Raw genomic sequence first — 20,280 nt, 5'->3', positions numbered from 1 at the left:
TTACAGGCATGCCCCAACGGCCAGTTTGGCGGCCATCTCGTCCGGCTGCGGCGAATTCGCCGGCGGCAGTTCGCCGAGATAGAGTTCGTCGATCATGGCTTGCGTGACCTGGCCGCGCGGCAGGTCGAAAGCGACGCGGCCATTCTTCAACGCGACGATGCGCGGGAAATGGGCCAGCGCCAGGTCGACCTGGTGCAGGCTGCACACCAGCAACGCGTTGCGCTCGCGCGCTTCCTGCTGCAGGGTGTTCAGCGTCAGCTGCGACAGCGCCGGATCGAGCGCCGACAGCGGCTCGTCGACCAGCAATGCCTGCGCCGATGACAGCAGCAGCCGCGCCAGGCCGCAGCGCTGGCGTTCGCCGCCGGACAAGCGGTCGACGCGGGAATACAGTTTGTCGCCAAGGTTGAAGCGGGTCAGCGCACGGTAAGCCGCTTCCGGATCGGCGGGCTTGAACAGCGAGAGCAGCGCCTTGCCAAGGCTCCAGTGCGGCAGTCGCGCAGCCAGTACGGCCGTCACTACGCGCTGGCGCGGCGGCAGCGGCGGCGTTTGCGGCGCCAGGAAAAGGCGCGCCCGCATCGCGTGCCGTCCGGCGTCGGTCAGTTGCCAGGGATCGGTGCCGAAGGCCTTGAAGCCGCCGCCATCGGGACGGTGGGCGCAAGCCAGTGTGGAGAGCAGGGTCGTCTTGCCGGCGCCCGAAGGACCGATCAGCGCCACCTGCTCGCCAGGCTCGAAGTTCAGCGAAAGGTCTTGCAGCGCAAGGCCGCGCGAACCGCCGATGTGGCGGACCGACAGGCCTTGCAGTTCGTACCAGGCAGAAGACATTGATTACTTCAGCAGGCCGGCGTTCTTGGCTGCCGCTTCGATATTGGTGTAGTTGGCAGCCTTGGTCGGGATGAATTTCGACGCGCGCTGCAGGTCCAGGATGGCTTTGTCTTCAGGCTTGGCGCTGTCCAGCGCCAGGAAGGCGTCGCTGATCTTTTTCTTCAGCGCTTCCGGCATGTCGGAACGGACGGTCCAGTTGTAGTCGTAGTAGGCCGGGGTGGTGTAGAACACGCGCACCACGGCGGGATCGACCTTCTTCTGTTCGTTCAGTTTTTCCCACACCGAGATATTCAGTGCACCGGCATCGACCTTGCCGCCGGCTACGGCAGCCACGGTGGCGTCATGCGCGCCGGAGAAGGAAATGCGTTTCAGGTCGGTGTCCGGATCGATCTTGGCTGCCAGCAGGAAGGAGCGTGGCATCAGGTGGCCGGAAGTCGAGGACTCGGATCCGAAACTCAGGGTTTTGCCTTTCAGGTCGGCCAGCGAATTGATCGACTTGTTGGTGGTGACGAAAACGGAGCGGAATTTCTCATCTTCCACGCGCTGCACCAGCGGCACGACCTTGCCTTTGCTCATGTGGTTGGCTTGCACGAAAGTGAAGCCGCCGAACCAGACCATGTCCAGCTTGCCGTTCACCAGGCCCTCCACCGAAGCGGCGTAATCGGTCACGGGAGTGAACTCGACCTTCATCGCCAGTTTCTTCTCGAGGTAATCGCCGAGGGGCTTGAACTTGCGCTGCAGCTCGGTCGGTGCTTCGTCAGGAATGGCGGAAACGCGCAGCACCTGCTGGGCTTGGGCGCCGGCAGCGGCGAACAGCACACCTGCTGCGAACAGGGCCGATTGAATGGTGCGGAGGGAAAACATGGACATGAGGGACCTTATTTATGTTAATGACGAGCCGCACGCCACGTGTGGGTGCGGTACCTGGTCTTGGATATTCAGCTATGATAGCAAAAATGTCCCTGGAGCCAGAGCCATGACCTTGTCACGCACGGCTGCGATTCGCCTGGTCGCACCGGAAACGAGCAGTGTGTTGTCCACCAGAACCGCCCACGGTGACGCGGCCACTATTGCAGAGATCAGCGCCGGACTGCTTGCGCCGCAAGCGTCCACCTCGCCAAAATATTTCTACGACAGCCTGGGCTCGCACCTGTTCGAAGCGATCTGCGAACTGCCCGAGTACTATCCGACCCGCACCGAAGCGGCAATCTTCGCCCGCCATGGCGCCGACATGGCAGCCCGCATCGGGCCCGGCATGACCCTGGTCGACTTGGGCGCAGGCAATTGCGCCAAGGCCGCCAGCCTGTTTCCCTTATTGCAGCCAAGCCAGTACGTGCCAGTCGATATCGCCGGCGATTTCCTGCAGCAGGCAGCGGCGCAACTGCGCCAGCGTTTCCCCGCCATCGAAATCACGCCGCTGGTGATGGACCTGGCGCAGCCGCTGGTGTTGCCGCCTTCCGTGCCGGTCGCGCGCCGCCAGTTCTTCTATCCCGGTTCATCGATCGGCAATTTCACGCCGCACGACGCGGTGACGTTCCTGCGCCAGGTGCGTGAGAACGTCGGCGCCGATGGCGGCCTGCTGATCGGCGTGGACCTGGTCAAGGACCCGGCGGTGCTGGACGCGGCCTATGATGACGCGATCGGCGTCACAGCAGCCTTCAACCTGAACCTGCTGCGCCACCTGAACCTCCTGGCGGGCGCCGACTTCGATCCCGCGCAGTGGCGCCACGTCGCCTTCTTCAATGATGCTGAAAGCCGCATCGAAATGCACCTCGAAGCGCGCTGCGCACTTGCCGTGCACTGGTGCGGCGGCGAGCGCAGTTTCGCCCAGGGCGAGCGCATTCATACTGAAAACAGCTACAAGTACACGCTCGATGGATTCCGCAGCCTGCTGTGGGAGGCAGGCTTCCGCGTCGACGGCACCTGGACCGACGATGCACACTGGTTCGCAGTGATGCACGCCGCGGCAGCCTATGCGTGACGCCAGCCCCTGGACCGAGCGCTACGCGCAAGTGCGAGCTGCGACGATGGCGCTGGCCGAGCCGCTGTCCGACGAGGATTGCGGCGCGCAGTCGATGCCGGATGCCAGCCCGGTCAAATGGCACCTGGCGCATACCACCTGGTTCTTCGAGACCTTCATCCTCGAACGTTACGAACCCGGATTCCAGCCATTCCATGCCGCGTTCCGCGTGCTGTTCAACTCCTACTACAACGGCGTCGGCGACAAGCACCCGCGGCCGCAGCGCGGCCTGCTGACGCGGCCTTCAATGGCAGAAGTGCGCGCCTACCGCGCCAATGTCGATGCCCGGATTGCCGTGCTGGCGACGCGGCTGGCCGCCACCGATGCCCGCCTGGCCGAGCTGTTGACGCTTGGCCTGCAGCACGAACAACAGCACCAGGAGCTGATCCTCACCGACGTCAAGCACCTGCTGGCGCAGAACCCGATGGCGCCGGCCTGCCTGCCGGCAGCTGCTGCACCGGCTGCGCCCGCCGCCGCAGCCCAATCCTGGCAACGCTTCGATGGCGGCGTACAAGAAATCGGCCACCAGGGCGACGGCTTCTGCTTCGACAACGAGCTGCCGCGCCACAAGGCCTGCATTGCCCCGTTCGAGTTGTCCACGCGGCTGGTAACGAATGCCGAATACCTCGCCTTCATTGAAGCAGGCGGCTACCGCGACCCAGCCCTGTGGCTGGCGGAAGGCTGGGACTGGATTCGTGCGCAAGGCATTGAAGCGCCCTTGTACTGGCGGCACGACGGGGAGGGGGCAGGCTGGAGCGCCTTCACAATGCACGGCCAGCAGCCGCTTGCGATGGATGCCCCGGTAATGCATATCTCATTATTCGAGGCTGACGCCTACGCCCACTGGTGCGGCGCCCGCCTGCCGACGGAAGCGGAATGGGAGCATGCAGCCGGCGACGGCGCGCTGCAGCAAATGTTCGGCCAGCGCTGGCAATGGACCAGCAGCAGCTATGCCCCATACCCCGGCTTCCGCCCGGCACAAGGCGCAATTGGCGAGTACAACGGCAAGTTCATGGTGAACCAATACGTGCTGCGCGGCTCCAGCCTGGCCACCCCGCCAGGTCACGCCCGAGCCAGCTACCGCAACTTCTTCCCCGCCAGCGCCCGCTGGCAATTCAAAAATAAAAGTCGGGGTCAGGTCCGGCAATCGGACATTTCGCTTGCGAAATGTCCGATTGCCGGACCTGACCCCGACTTTTTAGATGCGAGTTACAGGCGGATGCCGAGGGCCTGTACGATCTCTGCCTTGAACTTGGCTGCCTGGTCGGCGTTGGCAATCTCGCCGGCCAGTTTCAATGTCAGCTGGCGCAGGTCGCTGATCTCGTCGAAATAATCCCCGCACACAATTGCGGCCATCGGGCCAATGTAGGTGGCCAGGGTTTCTTCGAAAATCGTGCGCTGCGCGGCCGACAGTGCCGGCTTGCTGGAAGCCGGTTTGCTTGCCGCTTCCGGTGCGGCTGCCGGGCGGCGCGCTACGCCGGCCAGCAGCGTCGACGCCGAACTGCCTTCCGGCAGTTCCGTGATGCTGCCGTACAGGTAGTCGAGAATCGCTTCGGTCGACCACGGCAGCGGCTCGTTGCTGCCAACGCTCGGGCGATCCAGGCTCATCCGTGCGTTCTGGATGGTGCGCAGGATGTCCAGGCCGTCACGGCCGCGGCGGCCGCGGCACAAGACGAACACGATGCGTCCGTTATCGAGGTGGATCTGCGCCATGCGGTTGTCATCGCTGACCAGCATGATGGTCGCGGTGTCGCCCTGGGCGCAGAAGCCGGCGATTTTGTCGAGTAACTCTACGAAAGGAGTGAACTCTGGCTGTGCCATATCAGTTCGCCTTTATCGATTATTTCTTGCGCAGGCGATCCATCGCCATCTGGATACTCACGCCCAGGCGTTCCACCGCACGGGCCAGCGAGCCGATTTCGTCGCCGCGGCTGGTCTGTGGAATGGTCACGTCCAGCTGGCCTTTGCTCAGCCTCTCAGCGATGTCGGTCAGGTGGTTGATCGGACGGGTCAGTTGCTTGCCCAGCACGAATGCGAGTGCGCCAACCAGGACGATAACGACGATGATCAGCAGGCGCGCTTCGCTGCGCATCTTCGACATGGCGGCATACGCTTCGTCGTATTGCTGCTCAACCAGCACGGTCCAGCCTTGTGGCAGGTTGCGTACGAAGCCCACCATCTTGACGTCGCCGTCCATGTAGACTTTTGGCTCGTCGGTGATGCCTTGCACTTGCAGGGCAGGGTGCTTGCTGAAGTCTTGCAGGGCGGACTTGATCTTGCTTGCGTCGCCGTGGGCGATGACTTTCTTGTCGCCGTCCAGCAGGATCGCGTGGCCGGTTTCGCCGATGCGGATGTCGGTTACGGTGCGGGACACCACACCCAGGTCCATCGCCATGGTAAACACGCCGACGATGGTGCGGTTTTCATTGCGGATCGGTACGCCGATGTTCAGCGAAGGCTTGCCGCTGGTCTTGCCGATGGCTACCAGGCGGCCTTCGTCCTTGCCGGACATGATGGCCTTGAAGTAGCCGCGGTCGCCGTAGTTGAGCATTGGGTTGCCGTCGCTACGCGCCACGTCCATGCCGTCCACGCCCAGGGTGTGGATCAGGTAGACCCATTCATAGGAGGCGGCGGTTGCCATCAGGATCGGGGTCTGGCGCGCGGTGTTCATGGAGATGATGTCGTCCAGGCGGGCGGCCTGGCGCATTGCGCGCATATTGGTGTCGTCCCAGCCGGTGACGCCGGTCGCCACGGTGTCGGTGGTGGCAATCAGGTTTTCCGAAATCTTCGTGGTCAGTTCCTGCTCAGCAGAAGAATTGCCCAGGTACCAAAGGGCAAACAGTGGCACGAGGGTGACCACGAGCAGGGTGATCAGGACTTTTTGGAAGATATTAAGTGACAGTTTCATTTTTATAAATCATTCGTAAAAATCGCACGGACACTTCCGCATTCAGATTACGGACAGTGTTGGCATTATGGCTGATTTCGAGGCAAAGCTGGTTGCTCACCCGAGGCTGTTTGCAGCGCCAAGCACGCTGCTTCGGGCATTGCCTGAGCAACAACTTGCGAAATCACGGGTCGCTGCTGGACCCTTGTTTAGCGTGATTTCCCTGTTGCTCAGTTTATAAGTACACGATTATACATCAGTCGGTTTCTGTGCGGAAATGATTTATGCATCGCGCACGTTGGCCAGGCGTGGCGTGTTGCGTTGCTGCGCTGGCAGGGCGGGGCGCTTGCGCCCTGCCGTTTCACCTGCCAGGCGGAACTGGCTGACCAGGGTTTCCAGTTCGCCAGCCTGGTCGCTCATGGCCGAGGCGGCCGCTGCGGCTTGCTCCACCAGGGCGGCATTCTGCTGCGTAGTCTGGTCCATCTGCATGATGGCCGTGTTCATTTGTTCGATGCCGTCCGTTTGCTCGCGCGTGGCAAGCGAGATTTCGGCGACGATGCCGGTCACGCGCTGCACCGCCGACACCACTTCTTCCATCGTGGCGCCGGCCTGGGCGACCAGCTTGGCGCCGGCATCGACCTGTTCCACCGAACTGGATATCAGTGCCTTGATCTCTTTGGCGGCGCTGGCCGAGCGCGCTGCGAGGTTGCGCACCTCGCTGGCCACAACGGCAAAGCCGCGGCCTTGCTCGCCGGCCCGTGCCGCCTCCACCGCCGCGTTCAAGGCCAGGATATTGGTCTGGAACGCGATACCGTCGATCACCGCAATAATATCCACCACCTTGCGCGAGGAGTCGTTGATCGAGCCCATGGTGGTCACCACTTGCGACACCACTTCGCCGCCGCGCTGGGCGATGGAGGAGGCGGAGCTGGCCAATTTGTCGGCTTCGCGCGCGTTGTCGGCATTGGCTTTGACGGTCGATGTCAGTTCTTCCATCGAAGATGCGGTTTCTTCCAGCGCGGAGGCCTGGTTCTCGGTGCGTGCCGACAGGTCCATGTTGCCGGTCGCGATTTCGCCGGAGGCCGAGGCGATCGCCACCGTGCCATTGCGTACCTGGCCGACGATCTGCGACAGCGCGTCGTTCATATCGCGCAGGGCATGCAGCAGCTGGCCGGCTTCGTCCTGCGATTGAGCCTTGATCTGGCTGCTCAGGTCGCCCGATGCGACGGTGCGTGCCACCTGCAGCGCATAGTTGATCGGGCGCGTAATGGAGCGTGTGACCCACAGCGCGCAGGCCGCACCCAGCACCAGTGCCGACACGCCGAGGGCAATCATCATGGCGCGGGCGGAGCTGATGTGCTGCTTGATTTCGGCGCCGTTGGCCGTGACGATGCCGTCCTGCAGGTCGGCGAGTTTTTCCACGCTTGCCTGCAGCTTCGCCAGGCGCGGCATGGTTTCCGACAGTGCGCGTTGCGTGGCCTGCTCGCGCTGGCCGTCCGCGAGCAGTTTGAGCACGCCGGTGAACGACTGCACGTAGGCGCTGCGGTCGCTGCTCACTTGCGCCAGCAGTTCACGGCCGGCGGGGCGGTACACCAGCTTGTCGAGCTTCGCCAGTGCATCGGTGATGATGGCCTTGTTCCTGTCCACCTGCGCGCGCAGCTGCGCGCCTTGGGCGGTGTCGGTCACCAGCAGCAGTTGCAGCACCAGTGCCGCATTGGCGCGCGTGGTGGCGGAGACCGTTGCCGCCGCATCCGCCTTGACCCAGTCCTTGTCGATAATGGTGGAACTCAGCTCGCCGATGCTGGAGAGGCGCTGGCTGCCGACGGCGATCAGCATTGCCATCAAGGCGAAGACAATCGCGAAACACAATCCCAGGCGGGTCCCGATCTTCAGGTTGGCAATGCGCATGACTGCTCCTTCCGGCGGCGTGGAAAACGATTTACCAGTATAGGTAATGGCCGCAAGGAGACAAAATTCGGGGCGGCGCAGGCGGCCGCCCCGAATGGGAAACCGCTCAGGCCTCGGCTTGTGCGATGCTAGCCGAGGTTTCGGATTTCTGTGCGATCTGGCGGTTGATCGCGCTCAGCACGGCCTTGAACGAAGCGGTGACGATATTGCTGTCGATGCCAGCGCCGAACAGGGTCGGGCCGCCATCCAGGCGCAGTTCAACGTAGCAGGCCGCTTTGGCGTTGGCGCCGTGCCCGATCGCGTGTTCGTGGTAGTCCATCAGCGTGACGTCCAGGCCGAGCGCATCGACGAATGCATCGATCGGGCCATTGCCGCCGCCTTGCAGCGACATCGAAGCCTTGTTGTGCAGCAGGCTGATGTCGATCTGCACCGGCTCGTCGCTGGAGCTGTCTTCCACCATCCTGTGCGATACGTAGGCATACGGCGTGGCCTGGTTCAGGTATTCGCTTTCGAAGATCTGGTGGATGCCTTCGGAGGTGATTTCCAGGCCGCTCTGGTCGGCCACTTTCTGCACCGCGCGGCTGAATTCAATCTGCAGGCGGCGCGGCAATTCGAGGCCGTAATCCTGTTCCAGCAGGTAGGCCATGCCGCCCTTGCCGGACTGGCTGTTGACGCGGATGACGGCGTCGTAGCTGCGGCCCAGGTCTTGCGGGTCGATTGGCAGGTAGGGGATCTCCCATGGCGCGCCTTCCTGCTGCTTGGCGAAGCCCTTCTTGATCGCGTCCTGGTGCGAGCCGGAGAAGGCGGTGAACACCAGGTCGCCCACGTATGGATGGCGCGGATGCACCGGCAGCTGGTTGCATTCCTCGACTACTTTGCGCACGGAGTCGATGTCGGAGAAGTCCAGGCCCGGATGCACGCCTTGCGTGTAGAGGTTCAGGGCCAGGGTCACCAGGTCGACGTTGCCGGTGCGCTCGCCGTTGCCGAACAGGCAGCCTTCCACGCGCTCGGCGCCGGCCATGACGGCGAATTCGGCGGCGGCGATACCGGTGCCGCGGTCGTTATGCGGATGCACGGAGATGATGATGGAATCGCGGCGTTCGAGCTTGCGCGACATCCATTCAATCTGGTCGGCGTAGACGTTTGGCGTCGAGCATTCGACGGTGGCCGGCAGGTTGACGATCATCTTCTTGTCCGGGGTCGGCTGCCAGATGGCGGAGACCGCGTCCACGATGTGCTTGGCGAAATCCAGTTCGGTGGTGGAGAAGGACTCCGGCGTGTATTCGTAAGTCCAGTCGGTTTCCGGATGCTGGGCCAGCAACTCCTTTACCAGCTTGGTGCCGCTGGTGGCAATCGCGGTGATTTCTTCGCGGGTCGCGCCGAACACCACCTTGCGGAAGACCGGTGCAGTGGAGTTATACATGTGCACGATCGCGCGCTTGGCGCCGATGCAGGATTCAACGGTGCGGCGGATCAGCTCTTCGCGCGCCTGGGTCAGCACGATGATGGTGACGTCGTCCGGAATGCGGTCTTCTTCGATCAGCTTGCGCACGAAATCGAAATCGGTCTGCGAGGCGGAAGGGAAGCCCACTTCGATTTCCTTCAGGCCCACCTTGATCAACAGCTCGAAGAACTTGATTTTCTTTTCCACGCTCATCGGCTCGATCAGCGCCTGGTTGCCGTCGCGAAGGTCGGTGCTCATCCAGGTCGGCGGCTTGGAAATGACGGTGTTTGGCCAGGTGCGGTCGGTCAAGCCGACGGTCGGGTAGGGACGATATTTGGCGGCAGGGTTCTTCAACATCATGGTGATACTCCTGTGTTTTTCAAATTTTGGGAAACCGGGACGCGGCGCAAGGGCGGCCGACGAAGGGTGCTGCTAGGGGAAATCAGGCGCGTGCCAGTAGTAGCGCCCCTAGGGATAGGGCGCCTGGCAGGTGTGCAGAAATGTGCGAATGCGAGGTCATGTCGACCAATGTAAGGCACCGGATTTGGCCTTGTCAAGAAAAAATCTCGACAGTGATTTGCGATGTTTTCGCGTTTTATGCTGATAAAATGCCGGTCACAGTGAGGATAAATCGAATATGAATAAGATTGATCGAGAAATAATCGGACTTTTGCGCGATGATGCGAGGATAAGTTTTAAGGATTTAGGTGAGCGCGTAGGCCTCAGTGCGAATACCGTGGCGGATCGCGTGCGGCGTTTGGTGGCCGAAGGCGCCATTCTCGCTTTCGAGGCCCGCATTGACCACGCCGCCCTTGGCCTGCACTTGCAAGCCTATATCGACGTCAAACTGAAGTCGGGTAGCAATACCCGCGAGTTTGAGGAAATCGTGAAAACCATCCCCGGCGTGCTGGAAGTGGCGCTGCTGACGGGGAATTACGATGGCCTGCTGCGTGTGGCCTGCAAAGACCAGGCCCATTTGCTGCGGCTGATCGATACCTTGCGCGACCGCGCCGGCGTGCAGGACACATACAGCCGCGTGATCCTGCACCAGACACCGGTCAGCGCTCCGCTGTCTGTGACAGAATAACGGCCTTGATGTTTTGATTGCGAAATCCCGATGCAAAAGCTGAATGCAGAATTGAACCGACTTTTCCTTGCGCCTGCCGATGGCGGAACGCGCAGCATTTCCCTGGCGTTCAGGAAACTGGCGGGGGATGGCGAGGCCGGGCATTGGGAACGCCTGTGCGCGGTGGCGAATGCGTTGCAGGCGGACCTGGGCCTGCCGGCTCCTGCGGTGAGTATTTGCGGCGCGGGCGCGTTTGGGCTCTGGCTCTCGCTGGAGAAACCGGTAACGCTGGCGCAAGCGCAGGTGTTCGCGCAGCTGGTTTGCGCTGACGCCGATGCGTGCGCCGTCGCGCTGCCGCCATACCTTGACCAGGCCAGCGGCAAGTGGGCGGCGTTCATCCACCCTGGCATGGGCGCGTCATTCGCAGGTGACGAGGGACTCGATATGCAGCCGCCGGAAGCGGGGCAAGTCGCCTTGCTGGAAGGGCTGGAAAGCATCGGGCCTGCGCAGTTCGCGCAAGCGCTCGATCAACTGCGCCGGTCCAGTGGCGGTGCCCTGCCGCCGTTGCGCCAGGCGCCGCCAACTGGGTCCGCAGCGGCAGGCTTGCTGCTGAAGGATGCGGCGCTGGAAGACATCGTCAGCTTCCTCCATTCAAAGAACATCGAGCCCACCTTCCGCTTCCTGAAATAAGCTACTTCCCGCTTGCGGTAATCAGCGGCAGCTGCGCGGCCAGCTGGGCTGCCGTCTCTGCCGCCACGTTGATGAACATGCAGCCGATATGGAGCTGTTCGCCCAGCAGGAAGGAGCGAAAACCGCGCGTGAAGCGCACTTCCAGCTCGGTGGCGATCTCGATATCCTCCCCTAGCTCCAGCACAACGTCCGGGATCTTGCGGCCCTTGAGCAAGCCTTTCGCCTCGAGCTTCGAGCAGCGCAGGCCGATTCCGCCAAGTGAAAGGTCGTAAATCGGCAGCTGGTAGGTATGGTTGTTCAACACGAACGAGGCCATGAAGTTGGCGCCCAGCGGCGTCTCGATGCGCTCCGAAGCACGCCGGTCCAGTATCGCGCAGGTTTCCGGGAATGTCAGTGGGATGAGCTGCGGCTTGCCGGGAACCGAACCCCATTCCTGGCTGGACAGGCGGAACTGCACCTTGGCTGTGCGCAGCCAGCTGACAAAAGTGATCTTGCCGGGCGGGAGGACTGCCCCTTCATTGAGCTCGATCACAAAATGCGGCAACTCCGGGTCGACCGACAGGATGCGCCCAAGTACCACGTCGCGGCTGCCGGCCGCATACATCGAGATCGCGTCGCCGCTCGCAGCCAGCAGGGTCAGGGCGTCGCCAATATCGTCCTCGCTCGTCATTTCGTACGAGCTTGCGGTAGCCAGGAAAGGGGCTAGCGCGTCTTGTGGCCGCGGAGGTCCTTTGCGGATCGGTACGGCATGTGGCTCATTGAGCAGCATATCGCTTGTATAGGGGACTGGTATGAGTCCATCATAGGATGCGAATTGCCAAATAGCAACCTGTTTTAGAACTTTGAAAATGAAACCAGGTCAAAGTGATTGCCGGCCGTTGCTATCTGCACTGCGGCCGGCGAGTCGCGGCTTACGCCGCCACTTGCACGCGCGGCTCGCCGGCGGCCATTTCGCCAATGACGGCGGCGTGTTCGAAGCCGTGGCTGCGGAACAGGTCCAGCACTTCGTCAACGCTGGACGGATCGCAGGACACCAGCAGGCCGCCGGAAGTTTGCGGATCGGTCAGCAGCGTGTGCTGCGGCTGGCTGATGTTCGGCGACAGCAGCACGTCCTTGCCGTAGGCGTCCCAGTTGCGGCCGGAAGCGCCGGTGAAGAAGCCGTCATGCGCCAGCTTTTCGACCCCTGGCAGCAGCGGGATTTGCGACATATTCAGCTTGGCGGTCAGCTTGGCGCCGCGCGCCAGTTCCAGCAGGTGGCCCAGCAGGCCAAAGCCGGTAACGTCGGTCAGCGCGTGCACGCCTGGCAGCTCGGACAAAGCTTTGCCCGGCTTGTTCAACTTGGTGGTGTTGTCGATCATGGCCTTGTAGCCCTCGTCGCCCAGCACGCCTTTCTTCAGGGCGGCGGACAGCACGCCCACGCCCAGCGGCTTGCCCAGCACCAGCACGTCGCCAGCCTTGGCATCGGCGTTGCGCTTCACTTTCGACGGGTGCACCAGGCCCAGGACCACCAGGCCGTAGATCGGTTCAACGGAATCGATGGTGTGGCCGCCGGCAATCGGGATGCCTGCCTCGTTGCAGATCGATTCGCCGCCTTTGATGATCTTCCCGATTACGTCGATCGGCAGTTTGTTGACCGGCATGCCGACCAATGCCAGCGCCATGATCGGGGTGCCTCCCATGGCGTACACGTCGGAGATGGCGTTGGTGGCTGCGATGCGGCCAAAGTCGAACGGATCGTCGACGATCGGCATGAAGAAGTCGGTGGTGGCGATCAGCGCTTGCTCGTCATTCAGCTTGTAGACCGCGGCGTCATCGGCGGTTTCGATGCCGACCATCAGTTCCTTCGGCAGCGGGAAGCCGTTGGTGTTCTTCAGGATCTCGGACAGCACGCCCGGCGCGATCTTGCAGCCGCAGCCGCCGCCGTGGGAGAAGGAGGTGAGTTTGATTGGTTCAGTGCTCATGATGGGGTCTTTCAGTTCGTATGGAGCAGATTATCCACCAAGTCGAGCAGGGCTGCCTGCTCGGCTTCGGGAGTGAAAAGTCGGGCGCGGCGGGCGCATTGTTCTTGCAGCTCTGCATACCAGCCGGGGACGTTGATGCTTTTGTCAATCAGCTTGGCCAGTGCTTGCGCGTCGCCCAGCGGGAAGTAGCCAAGGTAGTCGTCGCCCAGCATGCCGCGGTTGCCGCTGATATCGCTGGCCAGCACGGGAACGCCGCTGGTCACGGCCTCAATGATGACGTTGGCGCCGCCTTCCATGCGCGAGCAGATGGCCATGGCGTGGGCGTGCTTCAGGCGCTGGCGGGTGTCGGCGTGGGGCAGGGGACCGAGCCACTGGTAGCGTCCCGGCCAGGCTGCGTTGGCCGCGGTGGCGGCGTCGCCGAGCGCGGGTTCGAGAACGCCGCCGATATGTGTCAGGCGGGCGGTGCGGGCCGTCACGTGCGCGGCTGCCAGCATGAACGTGCGCGGGTCTTTTTCTTCGCGCAGGTGGCCGACCATCAGGATTTCGTGACGCTGCGGCGCCGCGGCGCGGACCGCTGGCTGCAGTGCCGGCGCCGATTGATAGATGACGTGGGCCTTGGCGCGCAGGTGGGGCGGCAGTTCGTCCAGCCCGGCCGGCTGCAGCAGCACCAGCGCGCTGGCGCGCTCCAGCGAGGCTTGCGCGTCGGCGTCGCTGCGGATGTCGCGGTACAGGTCGGTACCGGTCAGCACCAATATGGTGGGACGGGCGGGATACGCTGCGCAGAAGTGCGCCAGCGCTGCGGCCGAGCGGCGCGCATGGAGTGCGACCAGCAGGTCCGGCGCCGCAGCGGCTGGCCAGTCGGAAGCGATGTCGGCCTGGTAGCGCGTGCGCAGGAATTGCGCCCAGCGGCGGGCCGTTTGCCAGTTGCCATTGTTGGCTTGTGCCAGCGCCGGGCTGACGATGCAGATTGTCTGCTTGCTCACTGGTGTATTTTGCCCAAATATCGCTACAATCGATCCATGAATGCCATCCACGCCTCGTTCCGTACCGCCCGAACACAGCAACTTGCCGATGCCTTACAGGCTGCGCGCCATTATACGCTGAGCCTTTTCGAATGCTTTGCCGCCGCCGGCATGGATGTCTCGATGCGCGTGCCGCAAATTCGCATCGTGAATCCGCCGTTGTGGGAGCTGGGCCACACCGCCTGGTTTGCCGAATGGTTCGTGTTGCGCGAAGCGATTTCCAGCCATCCGGCGGATGCGCTGTACATGTCCTTGCTGCGCAAAGGCGACGACTGGTTCGATTCCAATATGGTGCCGCACCGCAGCCGCTGGAGCCTCGACCTGCCGACTACCGGCGGTGTCAAGACCTACTGCCACGAAGTGCTTGATCGCGTCCTGGACAAATTGTCGCGTGAAGCGAATACGGACGAAGCGCTGTACCCGTACCGGCTGGCGCTGGCCCACGAGGATATGCACGGCGAGGCCTTCCTCTATACCTTGCAAACCCTGGGCTTGCAGGCGCCGGCCCACCTGACCCACGACGAACGAGCTTCCGGTGCGCCGGGCGACATTGGCTTCCCAGGCGGCACGCTGCAACTGGGGAGCGCAGCGGATACGGGGGGCTTCATCTTCGATAACGAGAAATTCGCCCATCCCTGCTACGTTGCGCCGTTCCGCATGGATTCCACGCTGGTGACCAACGCCCAGTACGCCGACTTCGTGGAAGACGGCGGCTATGAGCGGCGCGAATTCTGGAGCAATTCCGGCACCGACTGGCTGCTGCGGCAGGAGCGTTCAGCACCGCGCTACTGGCGCCGCGACAATGGGCAGTGGCGCACCATGCGCTTCGGCCGGCTCACAACCCTGGCGGCGCATGAACCGGTGCGGCATGTGTCCTTATACGAGGCCCAGGCCTACTGCGCCTGGGCCAACCGCCGGCTGCCGACTGAGATGGAATGGGAATATGCTGCCCTGCATGGCCATCCGGCTTTCCGCTGGGGGCAATTGTGGGAGTGGACGGCGTCGCCGTTCGAGCCGTATCCCGGTTTTACTGCCGACCGCTATCGCGAGTATTCGGCGCCGTGGTTCAGCACCCACCAGGTGCTGCGTGGTGCTTCGTTCGCCACGCCGTCGCGGCTAGGCTCGGCCAAGTTCCGCAATTTCTACCTGCCGGAACGGGACGATATCTTCAACGGCTTCCGTACCTGCGCTTTTGAATGAAAAAAGCCGCCCGGAGGCGGCTCTGGTTCTTTATTTCTTCTTCAGGTGGTCATCCAGCCAGCCGATCACGGTGTGGTGCCACAGGATCGAATTGGCAGGCTTCAGCACCCAGTGGTTCTCGTCGGGGAATACCAGCAGCTTGGACTCGATGCCCTGGCGCTGCAGCGCGGTGAAGGTGCCCAGTGCCTGTGCGGTCGGGATGCGGAAGTCCAGGTCGCCCTGTACCACCAGCATCGGGGTCTTCCATTTGGCCACATGGTGCACCGGGTTGAACTTCTCGTAGCCGTTCGGGTTGGCGTAGTAGGTGCCGCCGTTGTCCCATTCGGTGAACCACAGCTCTTCGGTGGAGTAGGCCATGCCGCGCTGGTCGAATACGCCGTCGTGGTTGACGATGCACTTGAAGCCGTCGCTCCAGTTGCCTTCGATCCAGTTCATCATGAAGCCGCCGTAGGATGCGCCCAGGGCGCAGGCGTTCTGGCCGTCCAGGAAGTCGTACTTGGCGACGGCTGCCGCCAGGCCTTTCTGCAGGTCCTCCAGCGGCTTGCCGCCCCAGTCGTTGCTGATCGAATCGGTGAAGCCCTGGCCGTAGCCGGTCGAACCGTGGAAGTCGATGAACACCGAAGCGTAGCCGGCGCCGGCATACACCTGCGGATTCCAGCGGTAGCTCCAGCTATTGCCGAAGCTGCCCTGCGGGCCGCCGTGCACCAGGAAGGCCACCGGGTATTTCTTGCCCGGTTCGTAGTTCCAAGGCTTCATCACGTGGCCGTACACGGTTTCGCCGTTCGCACCTTTGAAGGAGAACTGTTCGTACTCCGCCATCTTGACGTCTTTCAGGCGATCAGCGTTGGCCCAGGTCAGTTGGGTGCCTTTCTGCTCGGCGCCCTCGGTCTTCAGCTTGACCAGTTGCGCCGCGCCGCCCAGCGAGGCCGCGGCGGAGATCACGGTGTCTTTTTGGGTATCGAATTCGCCAGCGTAGCCTTTGCCGGTGAGCGCGGTGACCTTGCCGGATGCGGCATCGATCGAGAACAGGCGGTGGTTGCCGATATCGTCGGCGTTGGCCAGCAGGGCCTTGCCGTCGGTGCGCCACTTGTAGTCGGCGATCGAGCGGTCCCAGTCCTGTGCTACCACGCGCTTCTTACCGGTGGCGACATCCATCAGTACCAGGTGGAAGCGGTCGGCTTCGAAGCCCGGGCGCTTCATCATCAGGTAGGCCATGGTCTTGCCATCCGGGGAGAAGGAAGGCTTGGCATCCCATGCCGGATTTTCCGCAGTCAGGTTGCGCGGGGCAGCGCCGCCGGCGGCAGGTACTTCATACAGGTCGAAGTTGGTGGACCAGGATTCGGCCTTGCCGGCCACGCGTGCCGAGAACACCACCTTCTCGCCGTCCGGCGAGAACTGGTAGTCGGCGTTGTCGCCGAAAGGCTTGGAGTGCACGTCGCCGTCCAGCGCGCCGCTCAGGCTGACCGGTGCGCCTGCCTTGCCTGCGGCGTCGATCGGCGCCGAGTACAGCACATTGCGGCGGCCGTCGGCCCAGGTATCCCAGTGGCGCACGAACATTTCGTTGTACAGCATGCCGGTGGCCTTGTTCTTGGACTTGTCGTCCAGGCGTTTTTTGGTGCAGGCCAGGTCGGCGCAATCGCGGAACACTTCAAAGGCCATGGCCAGGCGGTCGCCCTTTGGCGACAGGCGGAAGCTCTCCACGCCCAGCGGGTAATCGGTGATCCGAACGGCTTCGCCGCCGGCGTTCATCGGCAGGCGCCACACTTGCGCGGAACCCGAGCGGCCGCTGACGAAGTACACGGCATCGCCGGAAGGGGACCATTGCGGCTGGCTGCTACTGGCATCGTGCTGGGTCAGCTGGACCGGTGCCGCCTTGGCGGCCTTCAGGTCGATCATCCACAGTTGCGTGATGCCGCGGTTCTTTTCCATATTGGTGGCGCGCACGGTGTACACCACGCGGCTTGCATCCGGCGACAGCACAGGGCTGCCGACACGGTCCATGCTCGCCAGGTCTTCGATGGTCAGGCCGCGCGGGGCGGCAACGGCATTGGTAGCCGCAGCGATGGCGGCGCCCAATACCAGCAGGCGTAAGGTCATTCGGGATCTCCGGTCTGTTATCAAATCCGCCAGCTGATGGCTGGCCAAGCGGCATGATACTGTAATATTTCGTGCATGGAGATCAATGCCAAAAAAATCGCGGTCTGGGGATTGACCGGTGCTACTGCCGCCTTGTGCGCCGGCGCCGTGCTGTTGACGCAAACGTGGTATTCGAAACCGCTCAAGCTCGAGTGGTTTTACATGCGCGGCTTTGCCGCGGCCGCGCTGAAGAGCCCGGAGATGATGTCCCGCCTGCACGTGCTGCCGGGCTGGCTGGATTTTTCCAGCTCACGGCTGGACGACGAATCGCCCCGGCGCCGGCACGAGATCTTCCAGGACATGAAGGACAACCTGGCCATGCTCGATCGCTATGACCGCAACGAGCTGGGACGCGAGGCGCAGCTGTCCTACGACACGCTGCATTATTATCTGGGCACCATGGTGGAAGGCGAGCGCTTCCAGCTGCATGAATTTCCGGTCAACCAGGTGCACGGCCTGCAAAGCGCGCTGCCTGAATTCATGAACGACGTACATCGCGTCAGCAACCGCAGCGAAGCGGAAAGCTATATCGCCCGCCTGCAGAAATTCCCGCGCAAGTTCGAACAATTGATCGAGAGCCTGCGCGCACAGCAAGCCGCCGGTATCCTGCCGCCGCAGTTCCTGGTCGAGAAAGTGCTGTTGCAGATGCATGGCTTCGCCGGCCGACCGGCGCGCGAGAACATGCTGTACACCAGCTTCAAGTCCAAGCTTGACGCGATTCCGCTGTCCGACATGAGTGAGAAGGTGCGCGATGAATTGCTGCAGGGCGTGGCTGACGCAATCCAGAAGAGCGTGTATCCGGCCTATGCCGGATTGATCCGCCATTTCGTCGACCTGCAAGGACGTGCGCACTCCAACGATGGCGCCTGGGCGCTGCCGAACGGCGACGAATATTACGCCTGGTGCGTGCGCTATCACACCTCGACCAACCTGACCCCGCAGCGCGTGCATGAACTGGGGCTGGCCGATGTCGACCGCATCACCGGCATCATGGACCGGCTGCTGCGCCAGATCGGGCTGGAGGAGGGGAGCGTCGGCGAGCGCATGCAGCAGCTGCAGCGCGATCCGAAGTACCGCTATCCCGATACCGACGAAGGCCGCAAGGAAATGCTGGCCGAATATCGCGCCATCATGAAGGAAGCCGACGAAAAGCTGGCCGACGCATTTACTACGCGCCCCAAGGCTGCGATCGAAGTGCGTCCTGCCCCCATCGAATCGGCCGCAACCGCGCCCAGCGCCTATTACATACCAGGTGCAATGGATGGCTCGCGGCCCGGCGTGTTCTATGCGAACTTGCGCTCGCTGAAAGACACGCCGAAGTTCGGCATGCGCAGCACGGTCTTCCACGAAGTCATGCCGGGCCACCATTTCCAGGTATCGCTGGCGCAGGAGATGAAGGGTGTGCCGTTTTTCCGCCGCGTGATCAGTTTTTCTGCATACCAGGAAGGTTGGGGACTGTATGCGGAGCGGCTGGCTTCCGAAATGGGCCTGACCCCCGATCCGCTGGACCAGTTGGGCCGATTGCGCGACGACATGATGCGGGCCGCACGGCTGGTAGTTGACACCGGCATTCACTACAAACGCTGGAAGCATGAGGAAGCCATCGAATACATGATGGAAAATACCGGCATGTCCGAACAGGAAGCGACCGCGGAAGTGGAACGCTACATCGTCTCGCCTGGACAAGCGCTGGCCTACAAGGTGGGGATGCTGTCGATACTGGGATTACGCGAGAAGGCGCGCAGCGAACTGGGCGACAAGTTCGACCTCAAGGACTTCCATAATGAAGTCCTGAGCCACGGCGCTTTGCCGATGATGGTGCYGGAGCTGACCCCGACTTTAATTACAGAAGGTGCTTGCCGAGTGCTTCGAGGCGTTCGAAGTAGGCGGTCATGTCGAGCTCTTTCCGGGCGACGCCGCTGCGCATCGCGGCTTGCGCGATCTTCGGGGTGACGGTTGGCAGCAGGCGGTCGTCCAGCAGGCCGGGTACCACGTAGTCTTTGCCGAAGCGGGCATCACTGTGCGCCAGGCCGGCCAGGGCGGTCACGCAGGCGCGCTTCATTTCCTGGTTGATAGTGGTGGCGCCGGTGTCCAGCGCGGCGCGGAACAGGTATGGGAAGCACAGCGCGTTGTTGATCTGGTTCGGGTAGTCGGAGCGGCCGGTGGCGATGATCGCGTCCGGTGCCACTTCGCGTACCAGTTCCGGACGCAGTTCCGGCTCCGGGTTGGCCAGGGTGAACACGATCGGCTGCTTCTTCATGCGTTGCACGTCGGCTTGCGACAGTACGCCAGGACCGGATACGCCGAGGAACACGTCTGCGCCTTCCATCACGTCGGACAGGGTGGTGGCATTAGTGTCCTGCGCCCAGTCGGCTTTCTCGCCGGTCAGGTTGCGGGCCCTGCTCAGCACGCCTTTGGAGTCGCATACGAAGATGTTCTCGCGGCGTGCACCGATGTCCACCAGCAGTTCCAGGCAGGCGATGGCCGCTGCGCCGGCGCCGGAGCAGACGATCTTCACCTCGGCGATATCGCGGCCGGTCATTTCAACGGCGTTCAGCATGCCCGCGCCGACCACAATCGCGGTGCCGTGCTGGTCGTCGTGGAACACCGGAATGCTCAGGCGTTCACGCAGCTTGCGCTCGATGTAGAAGCACTCCGGCGCCTTGATGTCTTCCAGGTTGATGCCGCCGAAGGTCGGATGCATGGCTGCGATGATGTCGACCAGCTTGTCCGGATCGGTTTCGTCCAGTTCGATGTCGAAGGAATCGATGCCGGCGAATTTCTTGAACAGGATGGACTTGCCTTCCATGACCGGCTTGCCGGCCAGTGCGCCGATATTGCCCAGGCCCAGCACCGCGGTACCGTTGGTGATGACTGCCACCAGGTTGCCTTTGGCCGTGTATTCATAGGCCAGTGCCGGATCGCGTGCGATTTCCACGCAAGGCGCCGCTACGCCAGGCGAGTAGGCCAGGGCCAGGTCTTCCTGGCTGGCGACGCTCTTGGTCACTGCAATGGCCACTTTGCCGGGCGTGCCGGCCTTGTGATATTCCAGTGCCTTTTGTTCAAGACTGCTCATTCTGTACTTCTCCTTTTATTCTGCGAAAAACGCCCGCTACAGGCCAGT

Annotated in this window: 16 protein-coding genes; 6 read left to right on the top strand and 10 right to left on the bottom strand. The window is 62.6% G+C overall.

The window, feature by feature from the left end; translation table 11 throughout:
* The gene (locus ASD07_RS20585; RefSeq protein WP_055934573.1) at positions 1 to 822 is read right to left on the bottom strand and encodes a phosphonate ABC transporter ATP-binding protein; all 822 of its coding nucleotides are present in this window, start codon (positions 820 to 822) and stop codon (positions 1 to 3) included.
* A gap of 3 nt (positions 823 to 825) precedes the next feature.
* Entirely contained in the window at positions 826 to 1,686 is an 861-nt protein-coding gene (locus ASD07_RS20580) for a putative selenate ABC transporter substrate-binding protein (RefSeq protein WP_373922095.1), read from the bottom strand.
* Between the two features lie 112 nt (positions 1,687 to 1,798).
* Here ASD07_RS20580 and egtD point away from each other — a divergent pair, with 112 nt between their 5' ends.
* Both egtD and egtB read left to right on the top strand, forming a co-directional pair.
* On the top strand, positions 1,799 to 2,803 hold the full coding sequence (gene egtD, locus ASD07_RS20575; protein ID WP_082507471.1) for an L-histidine N(alpha)-methyltransferase: 1,005 nt from the start codon (positions 1,799 to 1,801) through the stop codon (positions 2,801 to 2,803).
* Complete coding sequence (gene egtB, locus ASD07_RS20570) at positions 2,796 to 4,175, top strand: ergothioneine biosynthesis protein EgtB (protein WP_082507470.1); 1,380 nt, start codon at positions 2,796 to 2,798, stop codon at positions 4,173 to 4,175. Before egtD ends, egtB begins: the two co-directional genes overlap by 8 nt.
* A 507-nt stretch (positions 4,176 to 4,682) precedes the next feature.
* Here egtB and ASD07_RS20560 read toward each other — a convergent pair.
* The 3 genes from ASD07_RS20560 to leuA all read right to left on the bottom strand — a co-directional run bounded on the left by ASD07_RS20560 (position 4,683) and on the right by leuA (position 9,441).
* Positions 4,683 to 5,750 carry a cache domain-containing protein gene (locus tag ASD07_RS20560; RefSeq protein WP_055934563.1) on the bottom strand — a complete coding sequence of 356 codons (1,068 nt, stop codon included), beginning with the start codon at positions 5,748 to 5,750 and terminating at the stop codon, positions 4,683 to 4,685.
* A 261-nt stretch (positions 5,751 to 6,011) separates the two neighbouring features.
* On the bottom strand, positions 6,012 to 7,637 hold the full coding sequence (locus ASD07_RS20555) for a methyl-accepting chemotaxis protein (RefSeq protein WP_055934561.1): 1,626 nt from the start codon (positions 7,635 to 7,637) through the stop codon (positions 6,012 to 6,014).
* 106 nt (positions 7,638 to 7,743) lie between these two features.
* On the bottom strand, positions 7,744 to 9,441 hold the full coding sequence (leuA, locus tag ASD07_RS20550; protein ID WP_055934559.1) for a 2-isopropylmalate synthase: 1,698 nt from the start codon (positions 9,439 to 9,441) through the stop codon (positions 7,744 to 7,746).
* A 277-nt stretch (positions 9,442 to 9,718) separates the two neighbouring features.
* On the opposite strand from leuA, the gene ASD07_RS20545 reads away from it, so the two are divergent.
* Both ASD07_RS20545 and ASD07_RS20540 read left to right on the top strand, forming a co-directional pair.
* Entirely contained in the window at positions 9,719 to 10,168 is a 450-nt protein-coding gene (locus tag ASD07_RS20545) for an Lrp/AsnC family transcriptional regulator (protein ID WP_082507469.1), read from the top strand.
* 51 nt (positions 10,169 to 10,219) lie between these two features.
* Positions 10,220 to 10,837 (top strand): hypothetical protein, encoded by a 618-nt coding sequence (locus tag ASD07_RS20540; RefSeq protein ID WP_229207230.1) that lies wholly within the window; start codon positions 10,220 to 10,222, stop codon positions 10,835 to 10,837.
* Between the two features lies 1 nt (position 10,838).
* On the opposite strand, the gene ASD07_RS20535 is transcribed toward ASD07_RS20540, so the two are convergent.
* The 3 genes from ASD07_RS20535 to senB form a co-directional block, all read right to left on the bottom strand.
* Complete coding sequence (locus ASD07_RS20535) at positions 10,839 to 11,507, bottom strand: flagellar brake protein (RefSeq protein ID WP_229207228.1); 669 nt, start codon at positions 11,505 to 11,507, stop codon at positions 10,839 to 10,841.
* 241 nt (positions 11,508 to 11,748) lie between these two features.
* On the bottom strand, positions 11,749 to 12,798 hold the full coding sequence (gene selD, locus ASD07_RS20530; protein ID WP_055934549.1) for a selenide, water dikinase SelD: 1,050 nt from the start codon (positions 12,796 to 12,798) through the stop codon (positions 11,749 to 11,751).
* A gap of 11 nt (positions 12,799 to 12,809) precedes the next feature.
* Complete coding sequence (senB, locus tag ASD07_RS20525; protein ID WP_055934547.1) at positions 12,810 to 13,781, bottom strand: selenoneine biosynthesis selenosugar synthase SenB; 972 nt, start codon at positions 13,779 to 13,781, stop codon at positions 12,810 to 12,812.
* Between the two features lie 36 nt (positions 13,782 to 13,817).
* Here senB and senA point away from each other — a divergent pair, with 36 nt between their 5' ends.
* Positions 13,818 to 15,020: a selenoneine synthase SenA gene (senA, locus tag ASD07_RS20520; protein ID WP_055934545.1), complete on the top strand. Its 1,203-nt coding sequence runs from the start codon at positions 13,818 to 13,820 to the stop codon at positions 15,018 to 15,020.
* A 30-nt stretch (positions 15,021 to 15,050) separates the two neighbouring features.
* Here the strand turns inward: senA and ASD07_RS20515 are convergent, their stop codons facing one another.
* Positions 15,051 to 17,117 carry a S9 family peptidase gene (locus ASD07_RS20515; RefSeq protein WP_055934543.1) on the bottom strand — a complete coding sequence of 689 codons (2,067 nt, stop codon included), beginning with the start codon at positions 17,115 to 17,117 and terminating at the stop codon, positions 15,051 to 15,053.
* 75 nt (positions 17,118 to 17,192) lie between these two features.
* Between ASD07_RS20515 and ASD07_RS30330 the strand changes: the two genes are divergently transcribed.
* On the top strand, positions 17,193 to 19,109 hold the full coding sequence (locus ASD07_RS30330; RefSeq protein ID WP_082507468.1) for a DUF885 family protein: 1,917 nt from the start codon (positions 17,193 to 17,195) through the stop codon (positions 19,107 to 19,109).
* On the opposite strand, the gene ASD07_RS20505 is transcribed toward ASD07_RS30330, so the two are convergent.
* Entirely contained in the window at positions 19,000 to 20,232 is a 1,233-nt protein-coding gene (locus tag ASD07_RS20505; protein ID WP_055934539.1) for a malic enzyme-like NAD(P)-binding protein, read from the bottom strand. The genes ASD07_RS30330 and ASD07_RS20505 overlap by 110 nt on opposite strands.
* Positions 20,233 to 20,280 lie beyond the last annotated feature (48 nt).

It is taken from the genome of Duganella sp. Root336D2, assembly GCF_001425005.1.
GTDB lineage: Bacteria > Pseudomonadota > Gammaproteobacteria > Burkholderiales > Burkholderiaceae_D > Rugamonas.
Note: the sequence above shows the minus strand (reverse complement) of the source record. Positions and strands in the feature narration are given on the sequence as shown.